This window comes from Streptomyces bluensis, assembly GCF_014650715.1.
GTDB lineage: Bacteria > Actinomycetota > Actinomycetes > Streptomycetales > Streptomycetaceae > Streptomyces > Streptomyces bluensis.
Map to the genome: position 1 here is coordinate 41843 of NZ_BMVM01000002.1, position 23182 is coordinate 65024.

At 70.8% G+C, this 23182-nt stretch carries 18 protein-coding genes; 8 read left to right on the forward strand and 10 right to left on the reverse strand.

The genetic code is table 11. The features are described 5' to 3' along the window. Window positions 1-99: 99 nt before the first annotated feature. Complete coding sequence (locus IE262_RS05375) at window positions 100-3678, reverse strand: tetratricopeptide repeat protein (protein WP_189871733.1); 3579 nt, start codon at window positions 3676-3678, stop codon at window positions 100-102. 129 nt (window positions 3679-3807) lie between these two features. Between IE262_RS05375 and IE262_RS05380 the strand changes: the two genes are divergently transcribed. Beyond that, window positions 3808-5052 carry an MFS transporter gene (locus tag IE262_RS05380; RefSeq protein WP_189871735.1) on the forward strand — a complete coding sequence of 415 codons (1245 nt, stop codon included), beginning with the start codon at window positions 3808-3810 and terminating at the stop codon, window positions 5050-5052. Between the two features lie 6 nt (window positions 5053-5058). Here IE262_RS05380 and IE262_RS05385 read toward each other — a convergent pair whose 3' ends face one another. Both IE262_RS05385 and IE262_RS05390 read right to left on the reverse strand, forming a co-directional pair. Next, the gene (locus IE262_RS05385) at window positions 5059-6228 is read right to left on the reverse strand and encodes a hypothetical protein (protein ID WP_189871737.1); all 1170 of its coding nucleotides are present in this window, start codon (window positions 6226-6228) and stop codon (window positions 5059-5061) included. Between the two features lie 22 nt (window positions 6229-6250). Further along, window positions 6251-7180: a 5-dehydro-4-deoxyglucarate dehydratase gene (locus IE262_RS05390; protein WP_189871739.1), complete on the reverse strand. Its 930-nt coding sequence runs from the start codon at window positions 7178-7180 to the stop codon at window positions 6251-6253. 250 nt (window positions 7181-7430) lie between these two features. On the opposite strand from IE262_RS05390, the gene IE262_RS05395 reads away from it, so the two are divergent. The 7 genes from IE262_RS05395 (at window position 7431) to IE262_RS05425 (ending at window position 14985) form a co-directional block, all read left to right on the forward strand. Then, a complete protein-coding gene (locus IE262_RS05395) occupies window positions 7431-8255 on the forward strand; it encodes an NAD-dependent epimerase/dehydratase family protein (RefSeq protein ID WP_189871741.1) in 825 nt (274 codons plus the stop codon). Between the two features lie 317 nt (window positions 8256-8572). Continuing rightward, entirely contained in the window at window positions 8573-9343 is a 771-nt protein-coding gene (locus tag IE262_RS05400; RefSeq protein WP_134040766.1) for a DeoR/GlpR family DNA-binding transcription regulator, read from the forward strand. 115 nt (window positions 9344-9458) lie between these two features. Continuing rightward, entirely contained in the window at window positions 9459-10829 is a 1371-nt protein-coding gene (locus IE262_RS05405) for an ABC transporter substrate-binding protein (protein WP_134040753.1), read from the forward strand. Continuing rightward, window positions 10826-11767, forward strand: coding sequence for a carbohydrate ABC transporter permease (locus tag IE262_RS05410; RefSeq protein ID WP_134040754.1), 942 nt, complete (start codon window positions 10826-10828; stop codon window positions 11765-11767). The genes IE262_RS05405 and IE262_RS05410 overlap by 4 nt, the downstream gene beginning before the upstream one ends. Beyond that, entirely contained in the window at window positions 11764-12618 is an 855-nt protein-coding gene (locus IE262_RS05415) for a carbohydrate ABC transporter permease (RefSeq protein WP_134040755.1), read from the forward strand. The genes IE262_RS05410 and IE262_RS05415 overlap by 4 nt, the downstream gene beginning before the upstream one ends. Beyond that, complete coding sequence (locus tag IE262_RS05420; RefSeq protein WP_189871743.1) at window positions 12615-13604, forward strand: zinc-dependent alcohol dehydrogenase family protein; 990 nt, start codon at window positions 12615-12617, stop codon at window positions 13602-13604. Before IE262_RS05415 ends, IE262_RS05420 begins: the two co-directional genes overlap by 4 nt. Window positions 13605-13803: 199 nt before the next feature. After that, complete coding sequence (locus IE262_RS05425; RefSeq protein ID WP_189872807.1) at window positions 13804-14985, forward strand: TerD family protein; 1182 nt, start codon at window positions 13804-13806, stop codon at window positions 14983-14985. Window positions 14986-15092: 107 nt separating this feature from the next. Here IE262_RS05425 and IE262_RS05430 read toward each other — a convergent pair whose 3' ends face one another. The 7 genes from IE262_RS05430 to IE262_RS05460 form a co-directional block, all read right to left on the reverse strand. Continuing rightward, entirely contained in the window at window positions 15093-15965 is an 873-nt protein-coding gene (locus IE262_RS05430; protein WP_134041856.1) for a carbohydrate ABC transporter permease, read from the reverse strand. After that, the gene (locus tag IE262_RS05435; RefSeq protein ID WP_189871745.1) at window positions 15955-16977 is read right to left on the reverse strand and encodes a carbohydrate ABC transporter permease; all 1023 of its coding nucleotides are present in this window, start codon (window positions 16975-16977) and stop codon (window positions 15955-15957) included. Before IE262_RS05435 ends, IE262_RS05430 begins: the two co-directional genes overlap by 11 nt. A 1-nt stretch (window position 16978) precedes the next feature. Then, entirely contained in the window at window positions 16979-18265 is a 1287-nt protein-coding gene (locus IE262_RS05440) for an ABC transporter substrate-binding protein (protein WP_189871747.1), read from the reverse strand. Between the two features lie 453 nt (window positions 18266-18718). Beyond that, the gene (locus IE262_RS05445) at window positions 18719-19762 is read right to left on the reverse strand and encodes a LacI family DNA-binding transcriptional regulator (protein ID WP_189871749.1); all 1044 of its coding nucleotides are present in this window, start codon (window positions 19760-19762) and stop codon (window positions 18719-18721) included. Between the two features lie 91 nt (window positions 19763-19853). Further along, window positions 19854-20870: a 1-aminocyclopropane-1-carboxylate deaminase gene (locus IE262_RS05450; RefSeq protein WP_189871751.1), complete on the reverse strand. Its 1017-nt coding sequence runs from the start codon at window positions 20868-20870 to the stop codon at window positions 19854-19856. 15 nt (window positions 20871-20885) lie between these two features. Then, window positions 20886-21566, reverse strand: a complete 681-nt coding sequence (locus tag IE262_RS05455; RefSeq protein WP_189871753.1) for a GntR family transcriptional regulator — start codon at window positions 21564-21566, stop codon at window positions 20886-20888. Window positions 21567-21661: 95 nt separating this feature from the next. Next, on the reverse strand, window positions 21662-23110 hold the full coding sequence (locus tag IE262_RS05460) for an alkaline phosphatase PhoX (RefSeq protein ID WP_189871755.1): 1449 nt from the start codon (window positions 23108-23110) through the stop codon (window positions 21662-21664). Window positions 23111-23182 lie beyond the last annotated feature (72 nt).

Consider the following 23182-nt stretch of genomic DNA (forward strand, 5'->3'; position numbering starts at 1 on the left):
TTCTCACAGAGGAAGTTGAGATGACGTACGCAGGCAGCGAATCCACGAGGTACTTGCGCTGTTTGCTATCGCGATGCCGGAGCGTCCGCCCGCGTCCCGTCAGGCAGCGGTGCGGGCCGCGACGAGTCGGCGGCACTCCTGCGCGCGGTGGCCCGGTTCGCCGTCCACACCGGAGAGTTCGTCCAGGTAGTTGAGCAGGTCCTTGACGGTGTCGGCGTCCGGATCTCCGTCGAGGAAGGCTTCCGTGGCCTCGGCGAGGGTGTCCTCCCTTTCGAGGAGGATCGCCCGGAACAGCGCCGCGAGCCTGATGTCGTCCTCGTCCAGCGACTCGGTCGCCCGTGCGAACAGTGCGCTCCACTGCTCCACGCATGCGTCGAGTCCCGACGTCACGGTGTCCAGCATGGCCTTCGCGAACAGCAAGCCGAGGTCGTCGGGCTCGGACGCGAGAGCCTGCTCCAGGTCCTCGCGCGCCCGCGCGTACCGGCCCGCCTGCCGGTGAGCCACACCTCGTCCGCCGAGGGCCCACGGGAGGGTCGGGTCGTGTTCCAGGGCGGCCGTGAAATCGGCGACGGCTTCCTCGTAGCGGCCGGCCTGCTGGTGGAGCTCCCCGCGTTCCGTGAGAGCCCAGGTGTAGGACGGTCTGAGGGCGAGAGCAGCCGTGAGGTCGGCGACCGCCTCCTCGAAGCGCCCTGCCCGCCGATGGGCCAGTCCGCGTTCTCCGAGGGCCCAGGTGTAGGACGGGCTGAGGTCGAGAGCGGCCGTGAGGTCGGCGACCGCCTCGTCCGGGCGACCGGCCTGCCGATGAGCCTGACCACGCGACGCCAGAGCCCAGACCAGGTCGGGATTCAGGGCCAGCGCACCGGTGAAGTCGGAGATGGCCTCGTCGAAACGCCCAGCCTCCCGGTGCGCCTCCCCACGATGGGCGAGAGCCCAGTCGTACGCGGGATCGAGAGCCAGCGCCGCCGTGAAGTCGGCCACGGCCTCCTCGAAACGCCCGGCCTGCCGATGGGCTTCCCCGCGTTCGGCGAGAGCCCAGTCGTACGCGGGGTCGAGCTCCACGGCGGCCGACAGGTCGGCGACGGCCTCGTCATAGCGACCGGCCTGCCGATGAGCCTGACCACGCGACGCCAGAGCCCAGTCCCAGCGGTCCAGTTCCAGCGCACCGGTGAAGTCGGAGACGGCCTCGTCGAAACGCCCTGCCTCCCGGTGCGCCTCCCCACGATGGGCAAGAGCCCAGGCATACGCGGGATTGATGGTGAGAGCAGCCGTGAAGTCGGTTACGGCCTCCTCGAAACGGCCGGTCAGTCGATGGGTTTCGCCCCGTTGGGCGAGGGCCCAGGCGTACGGGGGGTCGAGCTCCGCCGCGGCGGAGAGATCCGCGATGGCCTCGTCATGACGGCCCGCCTGCTGGTGGGCCGCCCCGCGTTCGGCGAGCGCCCAGGCGAGGGCCGGGGTGAGCTGGAGAGCCGCGGTGAAGTCGGCGACGGCGTCCTCGTAACGGCCGGCGGCCCGATGGGACCGCCCGCGTTGGGCGAGCGCCCAGGCGTAGGTGGGGTCGAGCTCCAGCGAGGCCGTGAAGTCGGCGACGGACTCGTCGTAGCGCCCGGCCTGCTGATGCGCCTCGGCGCGGTAGGAGAGAACCTCCGCGGCGAATGCGATCTCGCGGTCCAGCGCGGCGGTGAAGTCGTTGACGGCCTCGTCGAAGCGGCCCGCCGCGCGGTGGGCCTCGCCGCGGAAGGCGAGGGCCCAGACGAGGGAGGGATCGAGGTCGAGAGCGGCCGTGAGGTCGGCGACGGCCTCGTCGTGGCGGCCTGCCTGCCGGTGGGCCTCCCCACGCTGGCCGAGGGACCAGGCGTACGTGGGGTCGAGCTCCAGAGCGGTCGTCAGGTCGCTCACCGCCTGGTCGAGATGCCCGAGCGAGCAATGGGCGTCACCGCGGTAGCCCCAGGCGCGGGCATTGCCGGGGTCGATGGTGACGGCCCGGTCCAGTTCCGTCACCGCTTCGTCGTCGCGGTCGGCCAGATAGAGGTGTCTGCCTCGGTAGGTGTGCGCCCAGGCACGCGCGGTCGTGTCCAGCCCGCCATGGGTCAGCAGGGCCGTCAGGGCGGCGAGGCAGGGTTCGTCGTCGGCGACGGCGTGCCGGAGGCGCTCGGCCCAGGAGAGAAGGGCCGGATCGGCGGTGTCGCGGGCGGCCTGTCCCAGTCTGTCGGTCCACTGCTGCAGGATCTCCGTGTCCTGTCCGGCGGCGTGGACGGCCTGCCCCAGGGCGGCCGGCAGATGGGCGGCGGGGTGCGCGCACAGCCGGTGGTACGTCTCGTCCAGGTGGTGCCGGCGCCACCGGGGGTCGCCCCAACGCCTGGGTTCGGAGAGGCCCTGTTCGGCTTCGGTGCGCCAGGTGCCGTGGGCGGCCGCCAGGTGGAGGTGGGCCGTGGTCCAGCGCTGGGGGGAACGGGTGCGCTGCTGGCGCACCATGCTCGCCCGCACCACGGCGTGGTACTGCTTGAAGTCGCCGCGACCGCTGACGAACGGCTGCTCGCACAGCCAGCCCCACAGTTCCTGCCCCTCCCGCGGTGCGGCGGCGGCGAAGACGTCCTCGTTCAGCTGGGGCGCGAGCGCGCACGCCAGCACCGTCTGCTGCTGCCGCTCGTCGCTGATTCCCTCCATGAACCGTGCGACGGCCCTGTCCACCGCGTCCCCGTCGGCGTCGACGTCCTCGGCCGTTCCGGGCCGGGTGAGCGCCAGGAGTTCCACGAACAGCGGCAGCCCCATCGACAGGCGCACGACCGCCTCCACCGCGTCGGGCTCCGTCACCCCTCGTGCGGCCAGCAGCGCCCGTGTCTCCGCCTCGCTGAACACCTCCAGCGGTACGTCCGCCACCATCGCCCGCAGCGGTGCCCACTCCCGTTCGGCGAGTTCGTCACGCCCGGCGAGCACCACCATCACATTGGTCGGCAGCGGACCGAACGTGTCCTTCAGCAGGTCCCGCAGCCATCCGTCCAGATAGCGTCCGGTCTGCTCCCAGGTGTCGAGGAACAGCACCACCCACGGGTACCGGCCGCACAGCCGCTCCAGCTCGGAGACGAACGCCCGGTTCACGGCCGTGTCCCCGGCACGCACCCGGCGGCCCCTGGCCCGGGCTCCGGCCCGGAGCCGGTCGAGCCCCTGGGCCGCGGTGTCCGGGTTCACCATCGCGGTCACCGCCCCGGCCCCGGGGATCAGTGAGGACGCGCCGCCCAGCGCGGCCTGGGTCAGCACCCTGCTCGACACCGAGGCCTCACCCTCCCCGGGCACTGGTTCGGCGGCCGCCTCCAGTTCCCGGCGGTACTGCTCGGCCGCCCGGTCGAACTCCTTGAACGGTCCCGCCTGCTCGGCCAGTTGCCGGGCCAGCTCCGTCAGCGCCTGCTGCACTCCGTGGACGTCGCTCTCGTCCACGACCGCTGTCGCCGCGCCCGCCCTCCGGGCCGCTTCCTGCCACTGGCGCAGCAGCGTGGACTTGCCCACCCCGCCCACCCCGCGTACGTGGAACAGGAACTCCGCCGGGTCCTGCGCCGACTCCGGATCCTTCGCCAGGTTCTCCGCGAACAGCGACAACTGCGCCCGCCGGCCCACGAACCGTGCCTGGGTGCGCTGTCTGATCAGCTCACCGCGTGACCGGCCGCGCCGCCCCGCCCCCGACATGCCCCACCCCCGTCTCGCCACTGCCACCGGCCACCGTACGCGGAACTCACCGCGCGAAGCCGCCTCCCCGGCTTTCTAGGGCACCTGCCCGATCCGCCCTCCAGGTCCTTAGCACCACGATGACCAGGCATGACAACCAAGACAACAGGGGCGTCAGGGGCGCCACGGGAGGCGTGGCCCTCGTGGACCCTGGTGCGCGTTCTGCGGGACCGCAACGCGGGGTTCTACCTGGCCGGGGTCGTGGTCTCGGGCTTCGGCACGTCCGCGCTGTGGCTGGCGTCCGGCATCTGGGTCAAGGACCTCACCGGGTCGAACGGGCTTGCCGCGCTGTCCATGCTGGCCATGTGGGCACCGACCCTGTTCGGCCCCTTCCTCGGCACCCTCGCCGACCGTACCCGCCGCAAGCCGCTCCTGATCTGGACGAACCTCGCCCTGGCGGCGCTCCTCCTCACCCTCCTCGCCGTCGACTCCGCGGAAGGCCTGTGGCTGCTCCTCGCGGTTCTGCTCGTGTACGGCGCGGCGGGTGTCGTCCACGACGCGGCCGAGGCGGCACTGGTCGCCACCGCGGTGGACCCGTCCCTGCTCGGCGACTTCAACGGTCTGCGGATGACGGCCAACGAGGGCATGAAGCTGGTGGCTCCGCTGGCCGGGGCGGGCATCTACGCGGCGTACGGCGGCGCGAGTGTGGCGCTGCTGGACGCGGTGACGTTCGTGTGCGCCACGGCGCTGTACGCGTGCGTCCGCGTGCACGAGCCGAAACCCGAACCGCCCACGGTGGCCTGGCGGGCGCGGACCGCCGAGGGCGCACACTTCCTCCGGGGCCACCGGAGTCTCGGCCCCCTGGTACTGGCGGGCGGCGCCACGATGTTCCTCTCGGGCGTCCACGGCGCCACGGTCTACGCCGTCGTCGACGGTCTCGGGCGCTCCCCCGCGTACGCCGGTGTGCTGTCCGTCGCCCAGGGTGTGGGCTCCGTGGCCGTCGGGCTGGTCTCGGGTCCACTGATCCGGCGCCTCGGCGCACGCCGTTTCGCGGCGTGCGGGATCGCGCTCACGGCGGTCGCGGTGGGGCTGCGGGCGGTTCCGTCCGACGCGGTGGCCCTGGGGGCCGGTGCGGCGGTGGGGGCGGGCCTGCCGTGCGTGCTGATCGCGGCGCTCACGGCGGTGCAGCGGGAGACTCCGGGGCCGCTGCTGGGGCGCGTGGCCGCCACCGCCAACACGCTGCTGTTCGCGCCCACCGCGATCGGTCTGGCGGTGGGCGCGAGCCTGGTCGACCTCGTGGATCTCCAGGCGCTGCTGACCGGTCTGGGGCTGGCCACGCTCCTGCCGGCCTGGTACCTGCGACGCGTCCGGGTCACCGGCCCGTCGGCGCCGTGACGGGCCTCATCCCAACCCCGCCAGCCCCTCCCGCACCGCCACCAGATCCTCGTCCGACGCCAAACCCGCGTGGTACAGCCGCAGTTCGGTCGCCCCGAGGTCCGCCGCGCGGACCGCGTCCGCCCCCAGCGTCCCGGGGCTCCCGCCCATCCCGGACACCACCGGGAGGTTCGCGGCCAGGACCGCCCCCTCCCGGCCCTGCTCCGCGAACGGCGTCAACAGCCCCGGCCCACCGGCGCAGGGCACGACCACGCCGTCCGCGACGGACAGGATGTGCGCGGGATCGACGCCCGGGTTCGCGCCCACGTGGTGGGTGACCGGATCCGCGTGCAGCAGCACCTGGAAGCCCTCGGGTGCGGCGGCCCGGACGGCCGTGACCGCCGTTTCCTGAAGCGTGCGGGCGATGTCATCGCGCCACGCACGCGTGCCCGCCGCCCGGCCCTCGCCGAGCAGCTTCTCCACCGCCGGCCAGCCGCCGTCGTCGGGCGCGCCCCGCCACAACGGCTCCAGCGCGTCCCGGACGGCCGCCGCCAACGCGTCGGCGTCGAGCCCCCGCGTTCCGTACCCCTCACGGCACGTCTCGCAGAAGCACAGCGACATCAGGTACGTCCCGGCCTCCCCGAGGGCGACCCCACCGGTCTTGTCGTGCGCGTGGAGGTGAGGGAGCCCGTACCAGCCCAGCGACTCCAGCTCCGTGCCCCGCGCCCCCGGCCGCACCGCCGCCTCGACGGCCAGGTCCACCAGGTACTGCCGCGTCTGAGGCTGCGCGACGCACGGCGCCCACCCGTAGCGGTCGCCGTACGCGTTGACCACGGACGTGTCCGGGAACTGGGCGCCCAGCCGGGAGTTGTGCGCGAGCACGACCCAGGTGTGCACCTCCAGGCCGGCGGCCGCCAGTGCCTCGGCCGCCTCCCCGTACGCGTCCCCGGGCGCCCACTGACCGGCGGCGTACGGCCGCAGCCGCCGCCCCGACCAGCGTGCCTCGTCCGGCGGGTACAGCACGGCGGCGTGCTCGGCCGTGACGATCCGGTGCCGGGGGTGCCGGGAGGTGAGCGCGCGCGTGGAGTGGTACGCGGAGGCGAGCGTCGCCTGCCGCACCCCGAGCCCCGCGATGAACTCCCCGGCCGACGGGTCCCCGTTGACGTCCCAGGGGTAGACGAACGCCGACGCCTTCACTATGTCCTCCTCCAGGCCTGGCTCAGAGCAACGCGTACCCGCGCTCGATCAGTTGCGCGAGCTGCTTGACATGATCCTCGGTCGGTTCGCGCAGGGGCGGCCGGACCTCCCCCACGTCGAGTCCGCGCAGCCGTACTCCGGCCTTCACCAGGGACACCGCGTAGCCGCGCCCCTGGGCGCGCAGTTCGACGAACGGCCGGTAGAAGCCGTCCAGCAGGCGCTCGGCCGTCGCGTCGTCGCCCGTGTTCAGCGCCTTGTGGAAGGCGAGGGCGATCTCCGGAGCGAAGCAGAACACCGCGGACGAGTACAGGGTGATGCCGATACCCCGGTACGCGAGCCCCGTCAGTTCGGCCGTCGGGAGGCCGTTGAAGTACAGGAACTCGCCCGGGACCTCGCTCCGTACGGCGCTCACGATCCGCTGCATCAGGTCGAGGTCGCCGAGACCGTCCTTGAAGCCGATGATCCCCTCGGTGCGGGCGAGTTCGACCACCGTTCCCGGGGTGAACACGGCGTTGTCGCGCTGATAGACGATCAGCGGCAGCGGGGTCGCCGCCGCCAGGTCCCGGTAGTGCCGCAGCAGGCCCTCCTGGGGCGCCTGTACGAGGTAGGGCGGCATGGCGAGCAGCCCGTCGGCCCCGGCCTCCTCGGCGAGCCGCGCGTACCGCACGGCGAGCGCGGTCCCGTACCCCGCGCCCGCCACGACGGGCACCCGGCCCGCGGTCTCCTCGACGGCGGCGCGGACGCAGGCCTGGAACTCCTCGGGAGCGAGCGCGTGGAACTCGCCGGTGCCGCAGCAGGCGAAGACGGCGGCGGCACCGGCGTCGACACCCCGGCGCACATGCGTGCGGTACGCGTCCAGGTCGACCGCGCCGTCCTGGCCGTAGGCCGTGACGGGGAAGAACAGCGGCCCGCTGGGGATGTTGAGCCGAGCGGCGAGGGGGGCTGAGGTCACGGGCTCTCCCAGGTCCATGTCTCTGATCGGTGTCCATATTTCTGAACTCGCCCACGCTAAGCCGCCCCCTTCGGACCGGTCAAGCGCGCCAACCCCGACACACCAGGGGATTTCCCGCCATCGCGCCCCCTTGACTCACGAGACCGCACCTCCCTAGCGTGTCCACGCATGTGAATGTGGTACGCACATGCGCACTACGCCCGTCTGGCTGATGCACACCGCGCTTCCGGTGATTCAAGGAGACCCGAGAATGCCCGCTCCCCGCACCGTTCTGCTCACCGGCGCCGCCGGCGGACTCGGCACCCTGATGCGGGAGTTGCTCCCGGAGTACGGTTACGAACTCCGCCTCCTCGACGTGCGCCCCATCGAGGGTGAACCGGACGCGATCACCGCCGACCTCGCCGACACCGGTGCCCTCCGCGAGGCCGTACGAGGCGTCGACGCGATCATCCACCTCGCCGGCATCTCCCTGGAAGCCCCCTTCGAGAAGATCCTGAAGGCGAACATCGAGGGCACGTACAACCTGTACGAGGCCGCCCGTGAGGAGGGGATCAAGCGGATCGTCTTCGCCTCCTCCAACCACGCCGTCGGCTTCACGCCCCGCCCCCAGGGCGAAGCCCCCTTTGACACGGGCGCGTTGATCCCCATCGACACCCCGCGCCGCCCCGACACCTTCTACGGCCTGTCCAAGTCCTTCGGCGAGGACCTCGCCCAGCTCTACTGGGACCGGCACGGCATGGAGACCGTCTCCGTACGCATCGGCTCCTGCTTCAAGGAGCCCAAGAGCGTGCGCATGCTGTCGGTCTGGATGAGCCCCGAGGACGGCGCCCGCCTCTTCCACGCGGCCCTGACCGCCGAGGACGTGCGGCACACCGTCGTGTACGGCTCCTCCGCCAACACCCGCCTGTGGTGGGACCTGACGACCGCCCGAGCCCTCGGCTACGCACCGCAGGACGACTCCGAGCCGTACGCCGAGAAGCTGATCGCCGAGCAGGGTGAACTCGACCCGGAGAACGTGGCGCACGCCTACCTCGGCGGCCACTTCGTGAGCGAGCCGCCCATCTGGCCGTACTGACGGCCCACCCGGTCGCCCTGACGGCCGGCCACACCGACGCGATCCAGCCGTACCGGCGCCGTGACGAGAGGCGCTCCTGGGGCGGGCGGGCACCGAACGGGCCCGCCCGCCCCGGCATTCGGGCACCGCTCCTGCCCGATCTCACGCACATCCCAGGTCCGAGGCGGGCGGTCACCGCGCGAAACGGGCACAGCCGGGCACCATCGGGCGCGCAACAAGCCTGGTCAGCGACGCACACCAGCTGTAGAACTTCCCCCATGGGTCCTACCGGGCCCGAACGGGCAGCAACGGAGCTGTCGCCGAAGCAGGGAGAGCAGGTGTCGGCCATGAGCGCGGAAGAAAGACAGCGCGAGATCGTCAAGGCCGCCCGCCGCGCGGGTTCGGTCGACGTCACCAAGCTCGCCGCCGAACTGGGCGTCGCCAAGGAGACCGTACGGCGCGACCTGCGCGCCCTGGAGGACCACGGCCTGGTCCGCCGCACTCACGGCGGGGCCTATCCGGTGGAGAGCGCCGGGTTCGAGACGACGCTCGCCTTCCGCGCCACCAGTCACGTCCCCGAGAAGCGGCGGATCGCGACCGCGGCGGCGGAACTGGTCGGGGACGCCGAGACGGTCTTCGTCGACGAGGGCTTCACCCCGCAGCTCATCGCCGAGGCACTGCCCAGGGACCGGCCACTGACCGTGGTCACCGCCTCCCTCGCCACCGCGGGAGCCCTCGCGGAGGCAGGCAACACCACCGTGCTGCTCCTCGGCGGCCGGGTGCGCCCCGGCACCCTCGCCACCGTCGACCACTGGACGACGAAGATGCTCTCCGGGTTCGTCGTCGACCTGGCGTACATCGGCGCCAACGGCATCTCCCGCGACCACGGACTCACCACCCCCGACCCCGCGGTCAGCGAGGTCAAGGCCCAGGCCGTCCGGGCCGCCCGGCGCACGGTCTTCGCCGGCGTGCACACCAAGTTCGGCGCGGTCAGCTTCTGCCGGTTCGCGGACATCGGCGCGCTGGAGGCGATCGTCACGAGCACGCTGCTGCCCGCGTCCGAGGCCCACCGGTACTCGCTGCTGGGACCCCAGGTCATACGCGTCTGAAATCCGAACCGACCCACCCCCCTTCGTGCGAAAACCACACCGATTCCCCAGGGCACTCCACGCCCACGTTCTCCTCCTATTACCCCTTATCCCCCCATACGCCCAGGAGCGATCCATGCGAATCCCGAGCCGACGGAGGCCGCGCACCGTGATTGTCGCGGCCGCCGCAGGGACGCTGCTCGCCCCGCTGCTCTCCGGCTGCTGGACCGGAGCCGGCGGGACGGGTTCCGGCGGCGACTCCATCAACGTACTGATGGTCAACAACCCGCAGATGGTCGAGTTGCAGAAGCTCACCCGCGCCCACTTCACCAAGGACACCGGCATCAAGGTGAACTTCACCGTCCTGCCGGAGAACGACGTCCGCGACAAGATCAGCCAGGACTTCGCCAACCAGGCGGGCCAGTACGACGTCGCCACACTCAGCAACTACGAGATACCGATCTACGCCCGCAACGACTGGCTGCACGAGATGGACTCGTACGTCGCCAAGGACACCGCCTTCGACGAGAAGGACATCCTCGGGCCGATGCGCCAGTCCCTGACCGGCGACGACGGCAAAACGTACGGACAGCCGTTCTACGGCGAATCGTCCTTCCTGATGTACCGCAAGGACGTGTTCGCCGAGAAGGGGCTGACCATGCCCGAGCAGCCCACCTGGCAGCAGGTGGCGGACCTCGCCGCGAAGGCCGACGGGGCCGAGGACGGCATGAAGGGCATCTGCCTGCGGGGACTCCCCGGCTGGGGTGAGGTGATGGCCCCGCTCACCACCGTCGTCAACACCTTCGGCGGCACCTGGTTCGACAAGGACTGGACGGCGCGCCTCAACTCCCCCGAGTTCCAGAAGGCCACCAAGTTCTACGTCGACCTCGTCCGCGAGCACGGCGAGTCCGGCGCCGCCCAGTCCGGCTTCGCCGAGTGCCTGAACAACATGACCCAGGGCAAGGTCGCCATGTGGTACGACGCCACGTCCGCGGCCGGCTCCCTGGAGGCCGCGGGGTCCCCGGTCAAGGACAAGATCGGCTACGCACCGGCGCCGGTCCAGGAGACGAAGTCCTCCGGCTGGCTCTACACCTGGGCCTGGGGCATCCAGCAGGCGTCCAGGAACCCCGACAAAGCCTGGGAGTTCGTCTCCTGGGCGTCCAGCAAGGAGTACGAGCAGCTGGTCGGCGACCAGATCGGCTGGTCCAACGTGCCCGCGGGCAAGCGGGCGTCGACCTACACGAACCCGGCCTACGTCAAGGAGGCCTCCGCCTTCCAGGAGATGACGAAGGAGGCCATCGAGGGCGCCCGGCCCACCGACCCGGGAGTGCAGCCCCGCCCCGCGCCCGGCATCCAGTTCGTCGGCATCCCCGAGTTCACCGACCTCGGCACCAAGGTCTCCCAGGAGATCAGCGCGGCCATCGCCGGACGCCAGTCCGTCGAGTCGGCCCTGAAGAAGGCGCAGGCGCTCGCCGAGCAGATCTCCGAGGAGTACGAGGGACGATGACCGCGACCACGACAGCACCGATGGCCACAGCGGGCCCCGCGCAGACGGCGGGCAAACCCGCGACGCGCCTGCGCGCCTGGGCCACCAGGGGCCCGCTCCTCCCCGCCCTGATCTTCATGATCGCCGTGACCCAGCTGCCGTTCGTGGCGACGCTGGTGATCTCCTTCTTCGACTGGAACTCCCTCTACCCCGACGCGCGCAGCTTCGCGGGCTTCGCCAACTACCAACAGGTCCTGACCGACGCGGACCTGCGCCGCTCGGTCTGGACGACGGTCCTCCTCACGGTCACCGTGGTCCTGGCCAGCCTGGTGCTCGGCCTCGGCCTCGCCCTGCTCCTGGACCGCCGCTTCCGGGGCCGGGGCATCGTCCGCACCCTCCTGATCGCCCCCTTCCTGGTGGTCCCCGTGGCCGCGGCCCTGCTCTGGAAGCATGTGCTCTTCAACCCCGAATACGGCCTGCTCAACGGCCTGTTGCACTACGTCGGCGGCCCGCAGCCGGACTGGATCTCCAACACCCCGCTGCTCGCGATCGAGGCCTCCCTGATCTGGCAGTGGACGCCGTTCATGATGCTGATCCTGCTGGCGGGGCTGCAGAGCCGCGACCACCAGCAGATCGAGGCCGCCCGCGTGGACGGCGCGAGCGACTGGCAGATCTTCCGCCACCTCACGCTGCCGCACCTGCGCCGGTACCTGGAACTGGGCGCCCTGCTCGGCTCGATCTACATCGTCCAGAACTTCGACGCGGTCTTCACCATCACCTCAGGCGGCCTGGGCACGGCGAACCTCCCCTACACCGTGTACCAGACCTTCTACCAGGCCCACGAGAACGGCCTCGCCTCAGCCGCGGGCGTCCTTGTCGTCATCGGTTCGATCATCATCGCGACGTTCGCGCTGCGCGTGGTCTCGTCGCTGTTCCGCGAGGAGGCGTCCCGCGCATGAGTACCGCGAGCGCTGCACCTGTACGTTCCCGGCGCGTCCGGGGAGCGGGCCTGGGAGTGGCCGCCTGGCTGATCGGCCTGCTGTTCTTCCTCCCCATCGCCTGGATGGCCCTGACGTCCTTCCACTCGGAGGCGGACGCGGCGACCAACCCGCCGTCCTGGGCGGCGGCCCTCACCCTCGACGGCTACCGCGAGTTCTTCGGCGTGGGCGGCGGCGCGAGCCCGTGGCCCGCGCTCATCAACTCCACAGTGGCGTCACTGGCGTCGACGCTGTGCGTCCTGCTGCTGGCCCTGCCCGCGGCGTACGCGCTGTCGATCCGCCCGGTGAAGAAATGGACGGACGTCCTCTTCTTCTTCCTGTCGACGAAGATGCTGCCGGTGGTGGCGGGCCTGCTCCCCATCTATCTCTTCGCCAAGAGCACGGACTTCCTGGACAACATCTGGCTGCTGGTCATCCTCTACACGTCGATGAACCTGCCGATCGCCGTCTGGATGATGCAGTCGTTCCTGGCGGAGGTGCCCGTGGCGGTCATCGAGGCCGCGCACCTGGACGGCGCGCGGCTTCCGACGATCCTCGCACGCGTGGTGGCGCCGATCGCGGCGCCGGGCATCGCGGCGACCGCACTGATCTGCTTCATCTTCAGCTGGAACGAACTGCTCTTCGCACGCGTGCTGACGGGCGTCGTCGCCGAAACGGCCCCCGTCTTCCTGACCGGCTTCATCACCAGCCAGGGCCTGTTCCTGGCGAAGGTGTGCGCCGCGTCGCTCGTCATCTCCCTGCCGGTGCTCGCCGCGGGGTTCGCCGCCCAGGACAAACTCGTCCAGGGCCTGTCGTTGGGAGCCGTGAAATGAAGGCCGCCGTCATCGAGTCCGTGGGCAAGGCTGTCGTCTCCGAGGTCCCGGACCCGACACCCGGTCCTCGTGAGGTCGTCGTCGAGGTGGCGGCCTGCGGCCTGTGCGGTACCGACCTGCACATTCTCCAGGGCGAGTTCGCGCCGAAGCTGCCCATCGTGCCGGGGCACGAGTTCGCCGGCGAGGTCGTCGGCGTGGGAGCCGAGGTCACGGAGGTGTCGGTCGGCGACCGGGTGGCGGTGGACCCGTCGCTGTACTGCTACGAGTGCCGGTACTGCCGCAACGGCCACAACAACCTCTGCGAACGCTGGGCCGCGATCGGGGTGACCACGGCGGGCGGTGCGGCACAGTACGCGGTGGCGCCGGTGGCGAACTGCGTACGGCTCCCCGAGCACATCCGCACCCAGGACGCGGCCCTGATCGAGCCCCTGTCCTGCGCGGTCCGCGGCTACGACGTGCTCCAGTCCCGTCTGGGCGCGCACGTGCTGATCTACGGCTCGGGGACGATGGGGCTGATGATGCTGGAGCTCGCGAAGCGTACGGGGGCGGCCAGTGTGGACATGGTGGACGTGAACCCGTCCCGCCTGGAGACGGCCAGGAAGCTGGGCGTTTCGTCCTCCGCGGCGAACCCCGACGAACTGGACCGGCCACAGGGCTGGGACGTGGTGGTGGACGCGACGGGGAACGCCGCCGCGATCCAGGACGGCCTGGACCGGGTGGCCAAGGCCGGGACGTTCCTCCAGTTCGGGGTGGCGGACTACGCGACCCGGGTGACGATCGATCCGTACCGCATCTACAACCAGGAGATCACCATCACGGGTTCGATGGCGGTACTGCACAGCTTCGAGCGGGCGGCCGAACTCTTCGCGGCGGGTGTCCTCGACCCCGAGATCTTCATCAGCGACCGTCTGCCCCTGACGAGCTACCCCCAGGCACTGGAACAGTTCGCGTCCGGGGTGGGGAGGAAGATCGTGGTGGTGCCGTAAGGCCGGCCGGGCGGGGCGGTTCCAGCAAACGCCGGAGGGGCTGACTGTCAGCCCGTCCGGCGGTTGAGGACGAGGCCGTTCAAGCCGACAAGCGGGGGTCTGGGGGCGGCAGCCCCCAGACCTGACCCGAACGGCCTCTGGGCAAGCGAGGGTAAGGGAACGGTAAAGCGGGCTGGATCGTTCACCCGGCATGACAGCTATGACCCCCGGCTCGAACATCCCTCTCCCCACCGCCCGCGTGACGGTGGACGTCGCCGCCCCGGTGCGGCTCGACGTATCGGGCCTGCTGCTCACCGCCGACGGCAAGGTGCGCTCCGACGACGACTTCATCTTCTACAACCAGCCCTCAGGTCCCGGCGTGACGTACCGCTCCGGCGGCGGTACCAGCCCCGACGCGATCACGGTCGACACCACCGCCGTCCCCCCGGGCATCGAGAAGATCGTGGTCACCGCGAGCCCGGACGCCGCGGGCCAGAGCTTCCAGGGCATCGAACCCACGGCGACGATTCGCAACGCGGACGACAACTCCGTCCTGGCCACCTTCACCCCGCCCCAGCTCGGCACGGAGACGGCCCTGGTGGTCGTCGAGATCTACCTGCGCAACGGCGCGTGGAAGGCCCGAGCGGTCGGCCAGGGGTACGCCAACGGCCTGGCGGGCATCGCGACGGACTTCGGCGTGACGGTCGAGGAACCGGCCCCCACGCCCGCCCAGGCGCCCGCCGCCCCGCCCATGGCCCCCGGGGTCACCACGCCCCCGCCCCCTGCCGCGCCCCCGGCGCCCGCCGCCCCGCCCCCGGGCACCGGCAAGATCAACCTCGACAAGGGGCGCGTCAGCCTCCAGAAGAACCAGACGGTGTCCCTGGTCAAGGGCGGCCGCCCGCTGCTCTCCCAGGTCAAGATGGGCCTCGGCTGGGAGCCGGCGTACCGGGGCAAGGACATCGACCTGGACGCCTCGGTCATCGCGTACGGCCCGCAGCGCAACCACATCGACAGCTGCTACTTCGGCAAACTCCAGATCCTGAACGGCGCGATCCGTCACGCCGGCGACAACCTCACGGGTGAGGGCGGAGGTGACGACGAGGTGATCACGGTCGACCTCGGCCGGCTCCCCCAGGAGGTCAGCGGTCTGGTCTTCACGGTCAACTCCTTCTCCGGGCAGAAGTTCACCGAGGTCGCCAAGGCCTACTGCCGCCTCCTGGACGCCGCGACCGGTGAGGAGCTGGTCCGCTTCGACCTCACCAACGCCGAGGCGCAGACCGGTGTGATGATGGCGAAGATGATCCGCCAGTTCTCCGGCGAGTGGGAGATGACGGCGATGGGCGACTTCGTGAAGTCCCGCACGGTGAAGGGGATGGTCAAGCCGGCGGCCCAGGCCCTCTAGCCATTTCCTCAGCCGCCCAGCCACCCCACCCCACTACGACGTCCGGGGCGCCCCCACTGCGGGGGCGCCCGGCGCGTACCGCCGCGTCCGTCCGGGGCGTCGTACCCCTACATCTTCGTCGCCCCCGCGGCCAGGTCCCTCAGGAAGTGCCGCGCCCCGATCAGGAACACGACGATCAGCGGGATCACACTCATCAGCGCCCCGGCCATCACGAGGGAGTAGTCGGAGTTGTACAGGACGTTGAGGTTCGCGAGGGCGACCTGAAGGGTGACCTTGTCCGGGTTGATCATGACGACCAGGGGCCAGATGTAGTCGTTCCAGAGGCCGATGAAGGTGAAGATGCCGAGGAAGGCGAGCGCCGGCCGGAACAGCGGCAGTGCCACCGTCCAGTACAGCCGGAAGAAACCGGCGCCGTCGATCCGTCCGGCGTCCAGCAGTTCGTCGGGCAGCGAGTTCTGGGCGTACTGACGCATCCAGAAGATGCCGAAGGCGTTGGCCGCGCTGGGGATGATCAGTGCGTTCAGCGAACCGGCCCACCCGAACTCGGCCATGGTGACGAACTGCGGCACCAGGGAGAGCTGAGCGGGAATCATGTACGTGACCAGGAGCATGCCGAAGAGGAACTTCTTGCCCGGGAACTCGTACTTGGCGAAGGCGAACGCGGCCAGCGAGTCGAAGAACAGCACCAGCGCGGTCCCGAGCACGGCGACGACGATCGTGTTGAAGAGGGAGCCGAAGAAGTCGACGGTGTCGAGCACGCGCCGCATGTTGTCCAGCAGGTGCGGGCCCGGTACGAGCTTGGGCGGGTAGCGGTAGATGTCCTGGGTGGTGCCGGAGGCCATCACCACCAGCCAGTAGAAGGGGAACAGCGAGATCAGCACGCCCAGGAGCAGCGCCGCGCGGACGCAGATCCGGGTGAGCCTGCTGCCGGAGCCGATGCCGATGCCCGCGTTGCTGGTCGTCCTGTCGTCAGCGGCCATCGCGGACCCCCTTGCGTCGCAGCAGACCGGCGATGCCGGGGCGGCGGTCGTCGCGGTCGGAGCCCGACACCAGCCGCCAGTTGATGATCGTGAAGATCGCGATGATCGCGAAGAGGAGCCAGCCCATGGCCGCCCCGTAGCCGAACTGGTGCTCCTTGAAGGCCTTCTGCCACAGATAGAGCACGATGGTCATCCCTTCCTGGCCGGGTCCGCCCGTGCTTCCGATGTCGGTCGACTGGAAGAGCACCTGCGACTCGGTGAAGATCTGCAGGCCGTTGATGGTGGAGGTGACGGCGGCGAAGAGGATCACCGGGCGCAGTTGCGGCGCCACGACCCGGAAGAGGGTCTGCCGGCTGTTCGCGCCGTCGACGCGGGCGGCCTCGAAGTGTTCGGTGGGGATGGCCTGGAGGCCCGCCAGGAAGATCAGGGCGTTGTAACCGACCCACCGCCAGATGATCATGATGGCGACGGACGACTTGATGCCCCACTCCGAGGACAGCCAGCCGACCCCGTCGAGGCCGACGGCCCTGAGCACCGAGTTCGCCAGGCCCGCCTGGGCGAAGACCGAGCCGAAGACGATGGTCATGGCGACCATCGAGGTGACGTTGGGGATGAAGTACGCGACCCGGTACGCGCCGGTGAAGCGGACCTGCGAGTGCAGCAGGAACGCGAGCACCAGGGCGAGGAACAGCATCGGCACCGTGGACAGGAACCAGATCTGGAAGGTGTTGAGCACCGAGTGCCAGAACACCGAGTCCTGGAGCAGCCAGCCGTACTGCTTCAGGCCGACGAACCGCATGTCGCCGATGCCGTCCCAGTCCTGGAAGGACAGGTAGAGGGAGTAGAGCACCGGGAAGGTGCCGAAGACGGCGAACAGCACATAGAACGGGGAGACGGCGAGGAGCGGCGGAACATGGCGCCTGCGTCCGCCCGGGGCGGTGGACCGGCCCCGGCGGGAGGCCCGCCGCTCGTCTGCCGCCGGCGCGCCCGTCGGGTCGAGAACGGTGGCCATGTCAGCTCACCCCCAGCCGGGACAGCGTGGTCTCGGCGGTGTTCACCGCGTCCCGCCAGGCCCTGTCGGGGTTCTTGCCGAGCATTTCCACGTTGGTCAGCTCCTGGAAGAACGGGGTGTTGGCGCTCTCCTCGTACGGGCTGAAGTAGACGACCGGGGCCTTCTGGGCGGCCGGGCCGAAGACATCGATGGGCTGCTGACCGCCGAAGAAGGGGTCGGGCGTGTGCATCGCGGGGTCGGCGTAGGAGGCCGGGGTGGTGGGGAACAGGGCCATCTCCTGGTAGCTCTTGAGCTGGTTGGCCGGGCTGAGCAGCCATGTCAGGAAGGCGAAGGCCGCCTCCGGGTCCCGGCAGTAGCGGGTCAGGGTCAGGTACGAGCCGCCGTAGTTGGCCGGGCCGTCCGGCATGGTGGTCAGCCGCCAGGTCCCGGAGGTCTTCGGCGCGGTGTCCTTCAGGCCGTTGATGGCCCACACCGCCGTGGTCATCGTGGCGACCCGGCCCCCGCTCATGGCCGCGTTGAAGTCGGGCGTCCCGTCCGTGATCCCGGCGCTGAGCCGCCGGCGGAGGAGCTCCACGGAGAGGTCCCAGGCGCGCCGCACGTGCTGCTGGTCGCCGATGAAGCGGTTGTCGGCGTCCACGAACTGCTGGGGGCTCTGGAGCAGAACCTGCTGGAAGACGTTGCCGATGTTGCTCACCAGGTACGGCTTGCCGGGCGCCTTGGCCCGCAGCGTCCGCCCGGCGGCGATGAACTTCTCCCAGGTGGGGATCTCCTCGGCGACGTCCTGCGGTTCATGGGGCAGTCCGGCTTTCTGGAAGAGGTCCCTGCGGTAGTAGAGCGCGGTGGGGCCGGCGTCGAGGGGGAAGCCGATCATCCGGCCCGATGGGGTGAAGCAGCTCTTCCACTTCCAGTCGAGGTACCTGTCCCGGACCGCTTCCGCGCCGAGCGTTCTGAGGTCCAGGAACTCGTTCTCGTCGGGGAAGAACGTGGCGAGGTTGTCGGAGTTCGCGACCGTGATGTCCGGTACATAGGCGCGGGCGGCGAGGCTGGTCCGCACCTTCGAGTCGATGTCGCCGTCGGGGATCTGCGAGCCCTGCACCTTCAGCCCCGGCATACCGGGGACGCCGCGTTTGGCGGTGGCGAGCAGGGTGTCGCTCAGTGAGCCCTTCCAGTACCAGAGGCTGAGGTGGTCGGTGCCCGCGGAGGCCGAGCCGCTGCTCGCGCCGCATCCCGACATTCCCAGGAGAGCGGCGCCGCCCAGGGAGACCCCCAGCAGCCTTCTGCGGGTCATCGTTCGGTGTTCCATGGGCGCGCACTCACTTTCCGGGGCACGGCTCGGTCAGGGCATGGCGCCCTCGGGCCCGCTGACAGGTGGGTGAAGCTGAAGACAACGATGTCGGCGGGTGGACCTGGGCTCGGGCCGACAGCGTCTCGGGGGTTCGTGAGCGTTCACGTGAACGTTGCCGTCGAGTATCGGGGCGGCCGAAAACCAGTGTCAAGGGACGTACGTGGCCGATGTGTTGAGACCAATGGGCCGACATATCGACACTTCGGGTGCATGCGCTGAAACGCCTGACCGTGCCCGCGGGGGTGATGCCGGGTACGCCCCGGCCTTCAGGGGCGCGGGGCTCTCTGGGATATGCGGCTCCGCCACGTGGGCGCGACAAGCCACAACGAACCCGCACTCAACCACGGCCGCGATGGGGCAGCCGCTGCGAACCCGACCGGATCCACCTGCCAGGCGCTACGCCGAGCCCCGTACCACCAACTCGGGCCGCACCCACGCGTCCGCGCCGTTCAACGGCCCCTCGCCCGCGCGCAGCCGGGCCACCTGCTCGACGGCCAGCCGTCCCAGCTGCCGTTTGTCGAGGTGCAGAGTGGTCAGGGCGGGCTCCACCAGTTCCCCCAGCGAGAGTCCGTCGAAGCCCATGACGGCCAGGTCGTCGGGTACCCGCCGCCCGGCCCGCCGGGCGGCACGCATCGCGCCGATGGCGATCAGATCGTTGAAACCGAAGACCGCGGTGACCTCGGGCCGGGAGTCCAGCAGTCGCGCCATGCCCGCCTCACCGCCCGCGACGCTGTGCTCGGGACACATCACGACCCAGCTCTCGTCGACGGACAGGCCGTGCCGCCGGATCTCGGCCAGGAATGCCTCCCGCCGGGGGCCGGGCACGTCGCGCCGGTCGCCGTCCAGCATGCCGATCCTGCGGTGCCCCGCGCGGACCAGATGGGCGATGCCCTGCTCCAGGCCGGCGGCGGCGTCGATGCCCACCGCCGCGAAGCGGGTCTGCTGCGGGCCGCGCTCCAGCAGGACCAGCGGCACACCGCCGAGGTGCCGGGCGAGGATGTCGTCCTCGTTCCTGAAGTAGCCCACGACCGCGTCCGCCTGATGGGACAGCACGTCGAGCGCCTCGCGCTCCCTGGTGTCGTCGGTGCGGGTGTCCCACACCACCACCTGCCAGCCGCGCTGCTCGGCGGCCTCCAGCACACCGGCGGCCACCTCGGGGAAGAACGGGTTCATCAGGTCCGGGATCACCAGACCCGCCGTCACCGCCCCCTTGCGGACGAGTCCTCGCGCGAACCGGCTCGGCCGGTAGTCGAGCAGGCGGGCCGCCTCCAGTACCCGCTCCTTCGTGGCCGGGTCGATCTCGCCCTTGTCGTTGACCGCCCGGGAGACCGTCTGGCGTGACACTCCGGCCAGCCGGGCGACATCGTGGATCGTGGCCCGGCGGCGCGGGCCGTCAGGCTGGTCGGTACGCGGCTCCCGCTGCTGGTTGTCGGCCCACACGCTGTGCACTGTATCCGGCAACTGCGGTACGGGCCCTGGGCAGCACGAAGGCGATGCCCCAGGCCCCCGACCGCGGCGGCTGCCGAGAGTCTCAGAACAGCGCGCTGTACGCGTTCAGCGCGGGCTGTCCCCCCAGGTGGGCGTAGAGGACGGTGGAGTCCCGGCCGATCTCGCCCCGGGTCACCAGGTCGATCATCCCGGCCATGGACTTCCCCTCGTACACGGGGTCGGTGATCATGCCCTCGGTGCGGGCGGCGAGGCGCATCGCGTCCAGGGTCGCCTCGTCGGGCACGCCGTACGTGCCCGCGTGGTACCGCTCGTCCAGCTCGATGTCCGCCTCCGTCAACTCCCTGCGTACGCCGATGAGCCGGCCGGTGCGGTGGGCGATGCGGGCGATCTGCTCGCGGGTGCGGGCGGGCTCCGCGGAGGCGTCGATGCCGAGCACGCGCCGGGGTCGGCCGCCCGCCTCCTGAAGCGCGGCGAACCCGGCGGCCATGCCCGCCTGCGTGGAACCGGTCACGGAGCACACCACGACCGTGTCGAAGAAGACCCCCAGCTCCCGCTCCTGCTCGGCGACTTCGTAGGCCCACCCGGCAAAGCCGAGTCCACCGAGGGGATGGTCGGAGGCGCCGGCCGGAATGGCGTACGGCTTGCCGCCGCCGTCCTCGACCTCCCTGAGCGCCTGCTCCCAGCTCTCCTTGAAGCCGATGCCGAAGCCGGCCCTCACCAGCCGTACGTCCGCTCCGGCGAGGCGGCTGACGAGGATGTTGCCGACCTTGTCGTAGACCGCGTCCGGCCAGTCCACCCAGCTTTCCTGCACCAGCACGCACCTGAGTCCGGCACGGGCGGCGACCGCGGCGACCTGGCGGGTGTGGTTGGACTGCACCCCGCCGATGGAGACCAGCGTGTCGCAGCCCTGCGCGAGGGCGTCGGCGACGAGGTACTCCAGCTTGCGGGTCTTGTTCCCGCCGTACGCGACACCGGAGTTGCAGTCCTCGCGCTTGGCCCAGAGGGCGGCGCCGCCGAGGTGTTCGGTGAGCCGGTCCAGGCTGTGCACGGGCGACGGCCCGAAGAGAAGGGGGTAACGCTCGTAGGAGGAAAGGGACAAGGGAGCCTCCCTGGGTCAGTGGGCCTCTTCGGCGGCGGCCGCCGGGTTGCCGTCGAGCGTGTCCACGCCCCCGAGGCTGCGCCAGATCTCCGCCGTGACGCGGACCGCCTCGTCCACGTCACCCGCGGCGCAGGCCCCGATCAACTGCTCGTGCAGCCCGGCCGAACGGCAGGCGCCGCCCTCGCCGAAGCGTCGTCGCTCCAGCCGGCGGATGAGCGGGGTGTAGCGGGCGATGGTGGCGGCGGCCGCCCGGTTGCCGCTGACGCGTACGAGCACGTCGTGCAGTTCGTCGTCGGCGCGCAGGGCGGTGTCCACGTCGCCGGCGTGCACGGCCTGCGCGAACCGCTCGTTGGCCGATCGCATCGACGTCACGTCCGCGGCGGACAGCCGGGGCACGGCGACCCGTGTGACCAGCTCGTGCATGGCCCCGACCACGGCCGCGGCGTCCCGCACGTCGGAGGCCACGACCGGGGTCACCCGTGTGTAGCTCTGCGGTTTGCTCTCCAGCAGCCCCTCGTCGACGAGCCGGGAGAACGCCTCGCGCACCGGCGCCCGCGACAGCCCGAGCCGCTCCGCGAGATCCGCGTCCCGCACCACCGTGCCGGGCTCGATCTCCCCGGCCACGATGGCGTCCCGGAGCGCTTCGTAGGCGCGGTCCCTGAGGAGGGTGCGGCGCACGGGCTGCAGGGCGGTCATAACTGAAATGTTAGATGTCGGCCCAGGTGCGCACAAGGCCGTGGCCCGCCCGGTGGCGGGCGGTGGGCCGAGGTGTGCCCTCGGCCCACCATCCGTCACTTACGCTGCCGCTTCCACGGCCCGGTGATGGCGAGCATGATGCCGGGGGTCTGGATGCTGGCGTACAGGGTCTTTCCGTCGGGCGAGAAGGTGACGCCGGCGAACTCGCTGTACTCCGGCTCCTCTTCGGTGCCGATGTTCAGGTCGTTGCGGGCGATGGGGTACGTCCGGCCGCTGTCGGTGGCGCCGAAGAGGTGCTGAATGCCCTCGCCGTCCTCGGCGATGACCAAGCCGCCGTACGGGGAGACGGTGATGTTGTCCGGGCCGTCGAAGCCGCCGTCCTTCGAGGGGTCGGGGTTCACACCCAGCAGGACCTTCAGCGTGAGGGTGCGGCGCCTGGGGTCGTAGAACCAGACCTGGCCGTCGTGCTGGACGGGGCTCTCCTCACGGGCGTACGAGGACACGAGGTACGCGCCGCCGTCGCCCCACCACATGCCCTCCAGCTTCCGGGCCCGGGTGATCTCACCGGCGCCGAACTGCTTGCGTACGTCGACGGTCTTCGCGTCGCGGTCGGGGACGTCCACCCAGTCGACGCCGTACACCGTGCCGATCTTCGTGGCGCGGGAGAGGTCGTCGACGTAACGGCCGCCGGAGTCGTAGCACCTGGGGGCCTGGAGGACGCCCGCGTCGTCGGCGAGCGTACGGAACCTGCCGGGGCCGTGCTCGAAGCCCTTCGGCGGGGTCCAGCGGTAGAAGAGGCCGTTGGGGCCGGAGGCGTCCTCGGTGAGGTAGGCGTGGCCGCGCTTGGGGTCGATGACGACGGCCTCGTGGTCGTAACGGCCGAAGAACTTCAGGGGCTTGGGCTCGCGGTTGGCGCGCCGGTCGCCGGGGTCGACCTCGAAGACGTAGCCGTGGTCCTTGGTCATGCCGTTGACGCCGGCCTTGTCGGAGTTCTCCTCGCAGGTGAGCCAGGTACCCCAGGGGGTGCTTCCGCCGGCGCAGTTGGTGGAGGTACCGGCGATGCCGACCCATTCGGCGACCCGGCCGTCGGGGCGGACCTCGACGACCGTGCAGCCGCCGGACGCGGCCGGGTCGTACACGAGGCCCTCGGTGAGCGGCACGGGGTAGGTCCACTTGCTGCGGGGACCCTTGAGCTCGTGGTTGTTGACGAGGAGGGTGGTGCCGCGGGGACCGGGGAAGGCGGCCGTGCCGTCGTGGTTGGAGGGGGTGACCTCGCCGGACTCCAGCTTGGTCCTGCCGCTGTAGGTGATGATCTTGTACGTGAATCCGGCGGGGAGCGCGAGGATGCCCTTGGGGTCGGCGATCAGCGGCCCGTAGCCGACTCCGCCACCGTGCTGTTCCGCCGTCCCCTCCCCCGCGTTCTCGGTGTCGGTGGACGCGAGGGCGTTCGGAGCTGAGGCGAGGGAGCCTACGCTGCCGGCCAGTGCGACGCCGGCGCCGGTGATCGCGGAGCGTGCGGCGAAGTCCCTGCGGGTGAGCGACATGGTGTCTCCTGTGACGGGGAGGATGCCGTGGAGGGTGGCGGACCCGTTGCGGGCACACCGTCCCGCTCGTCC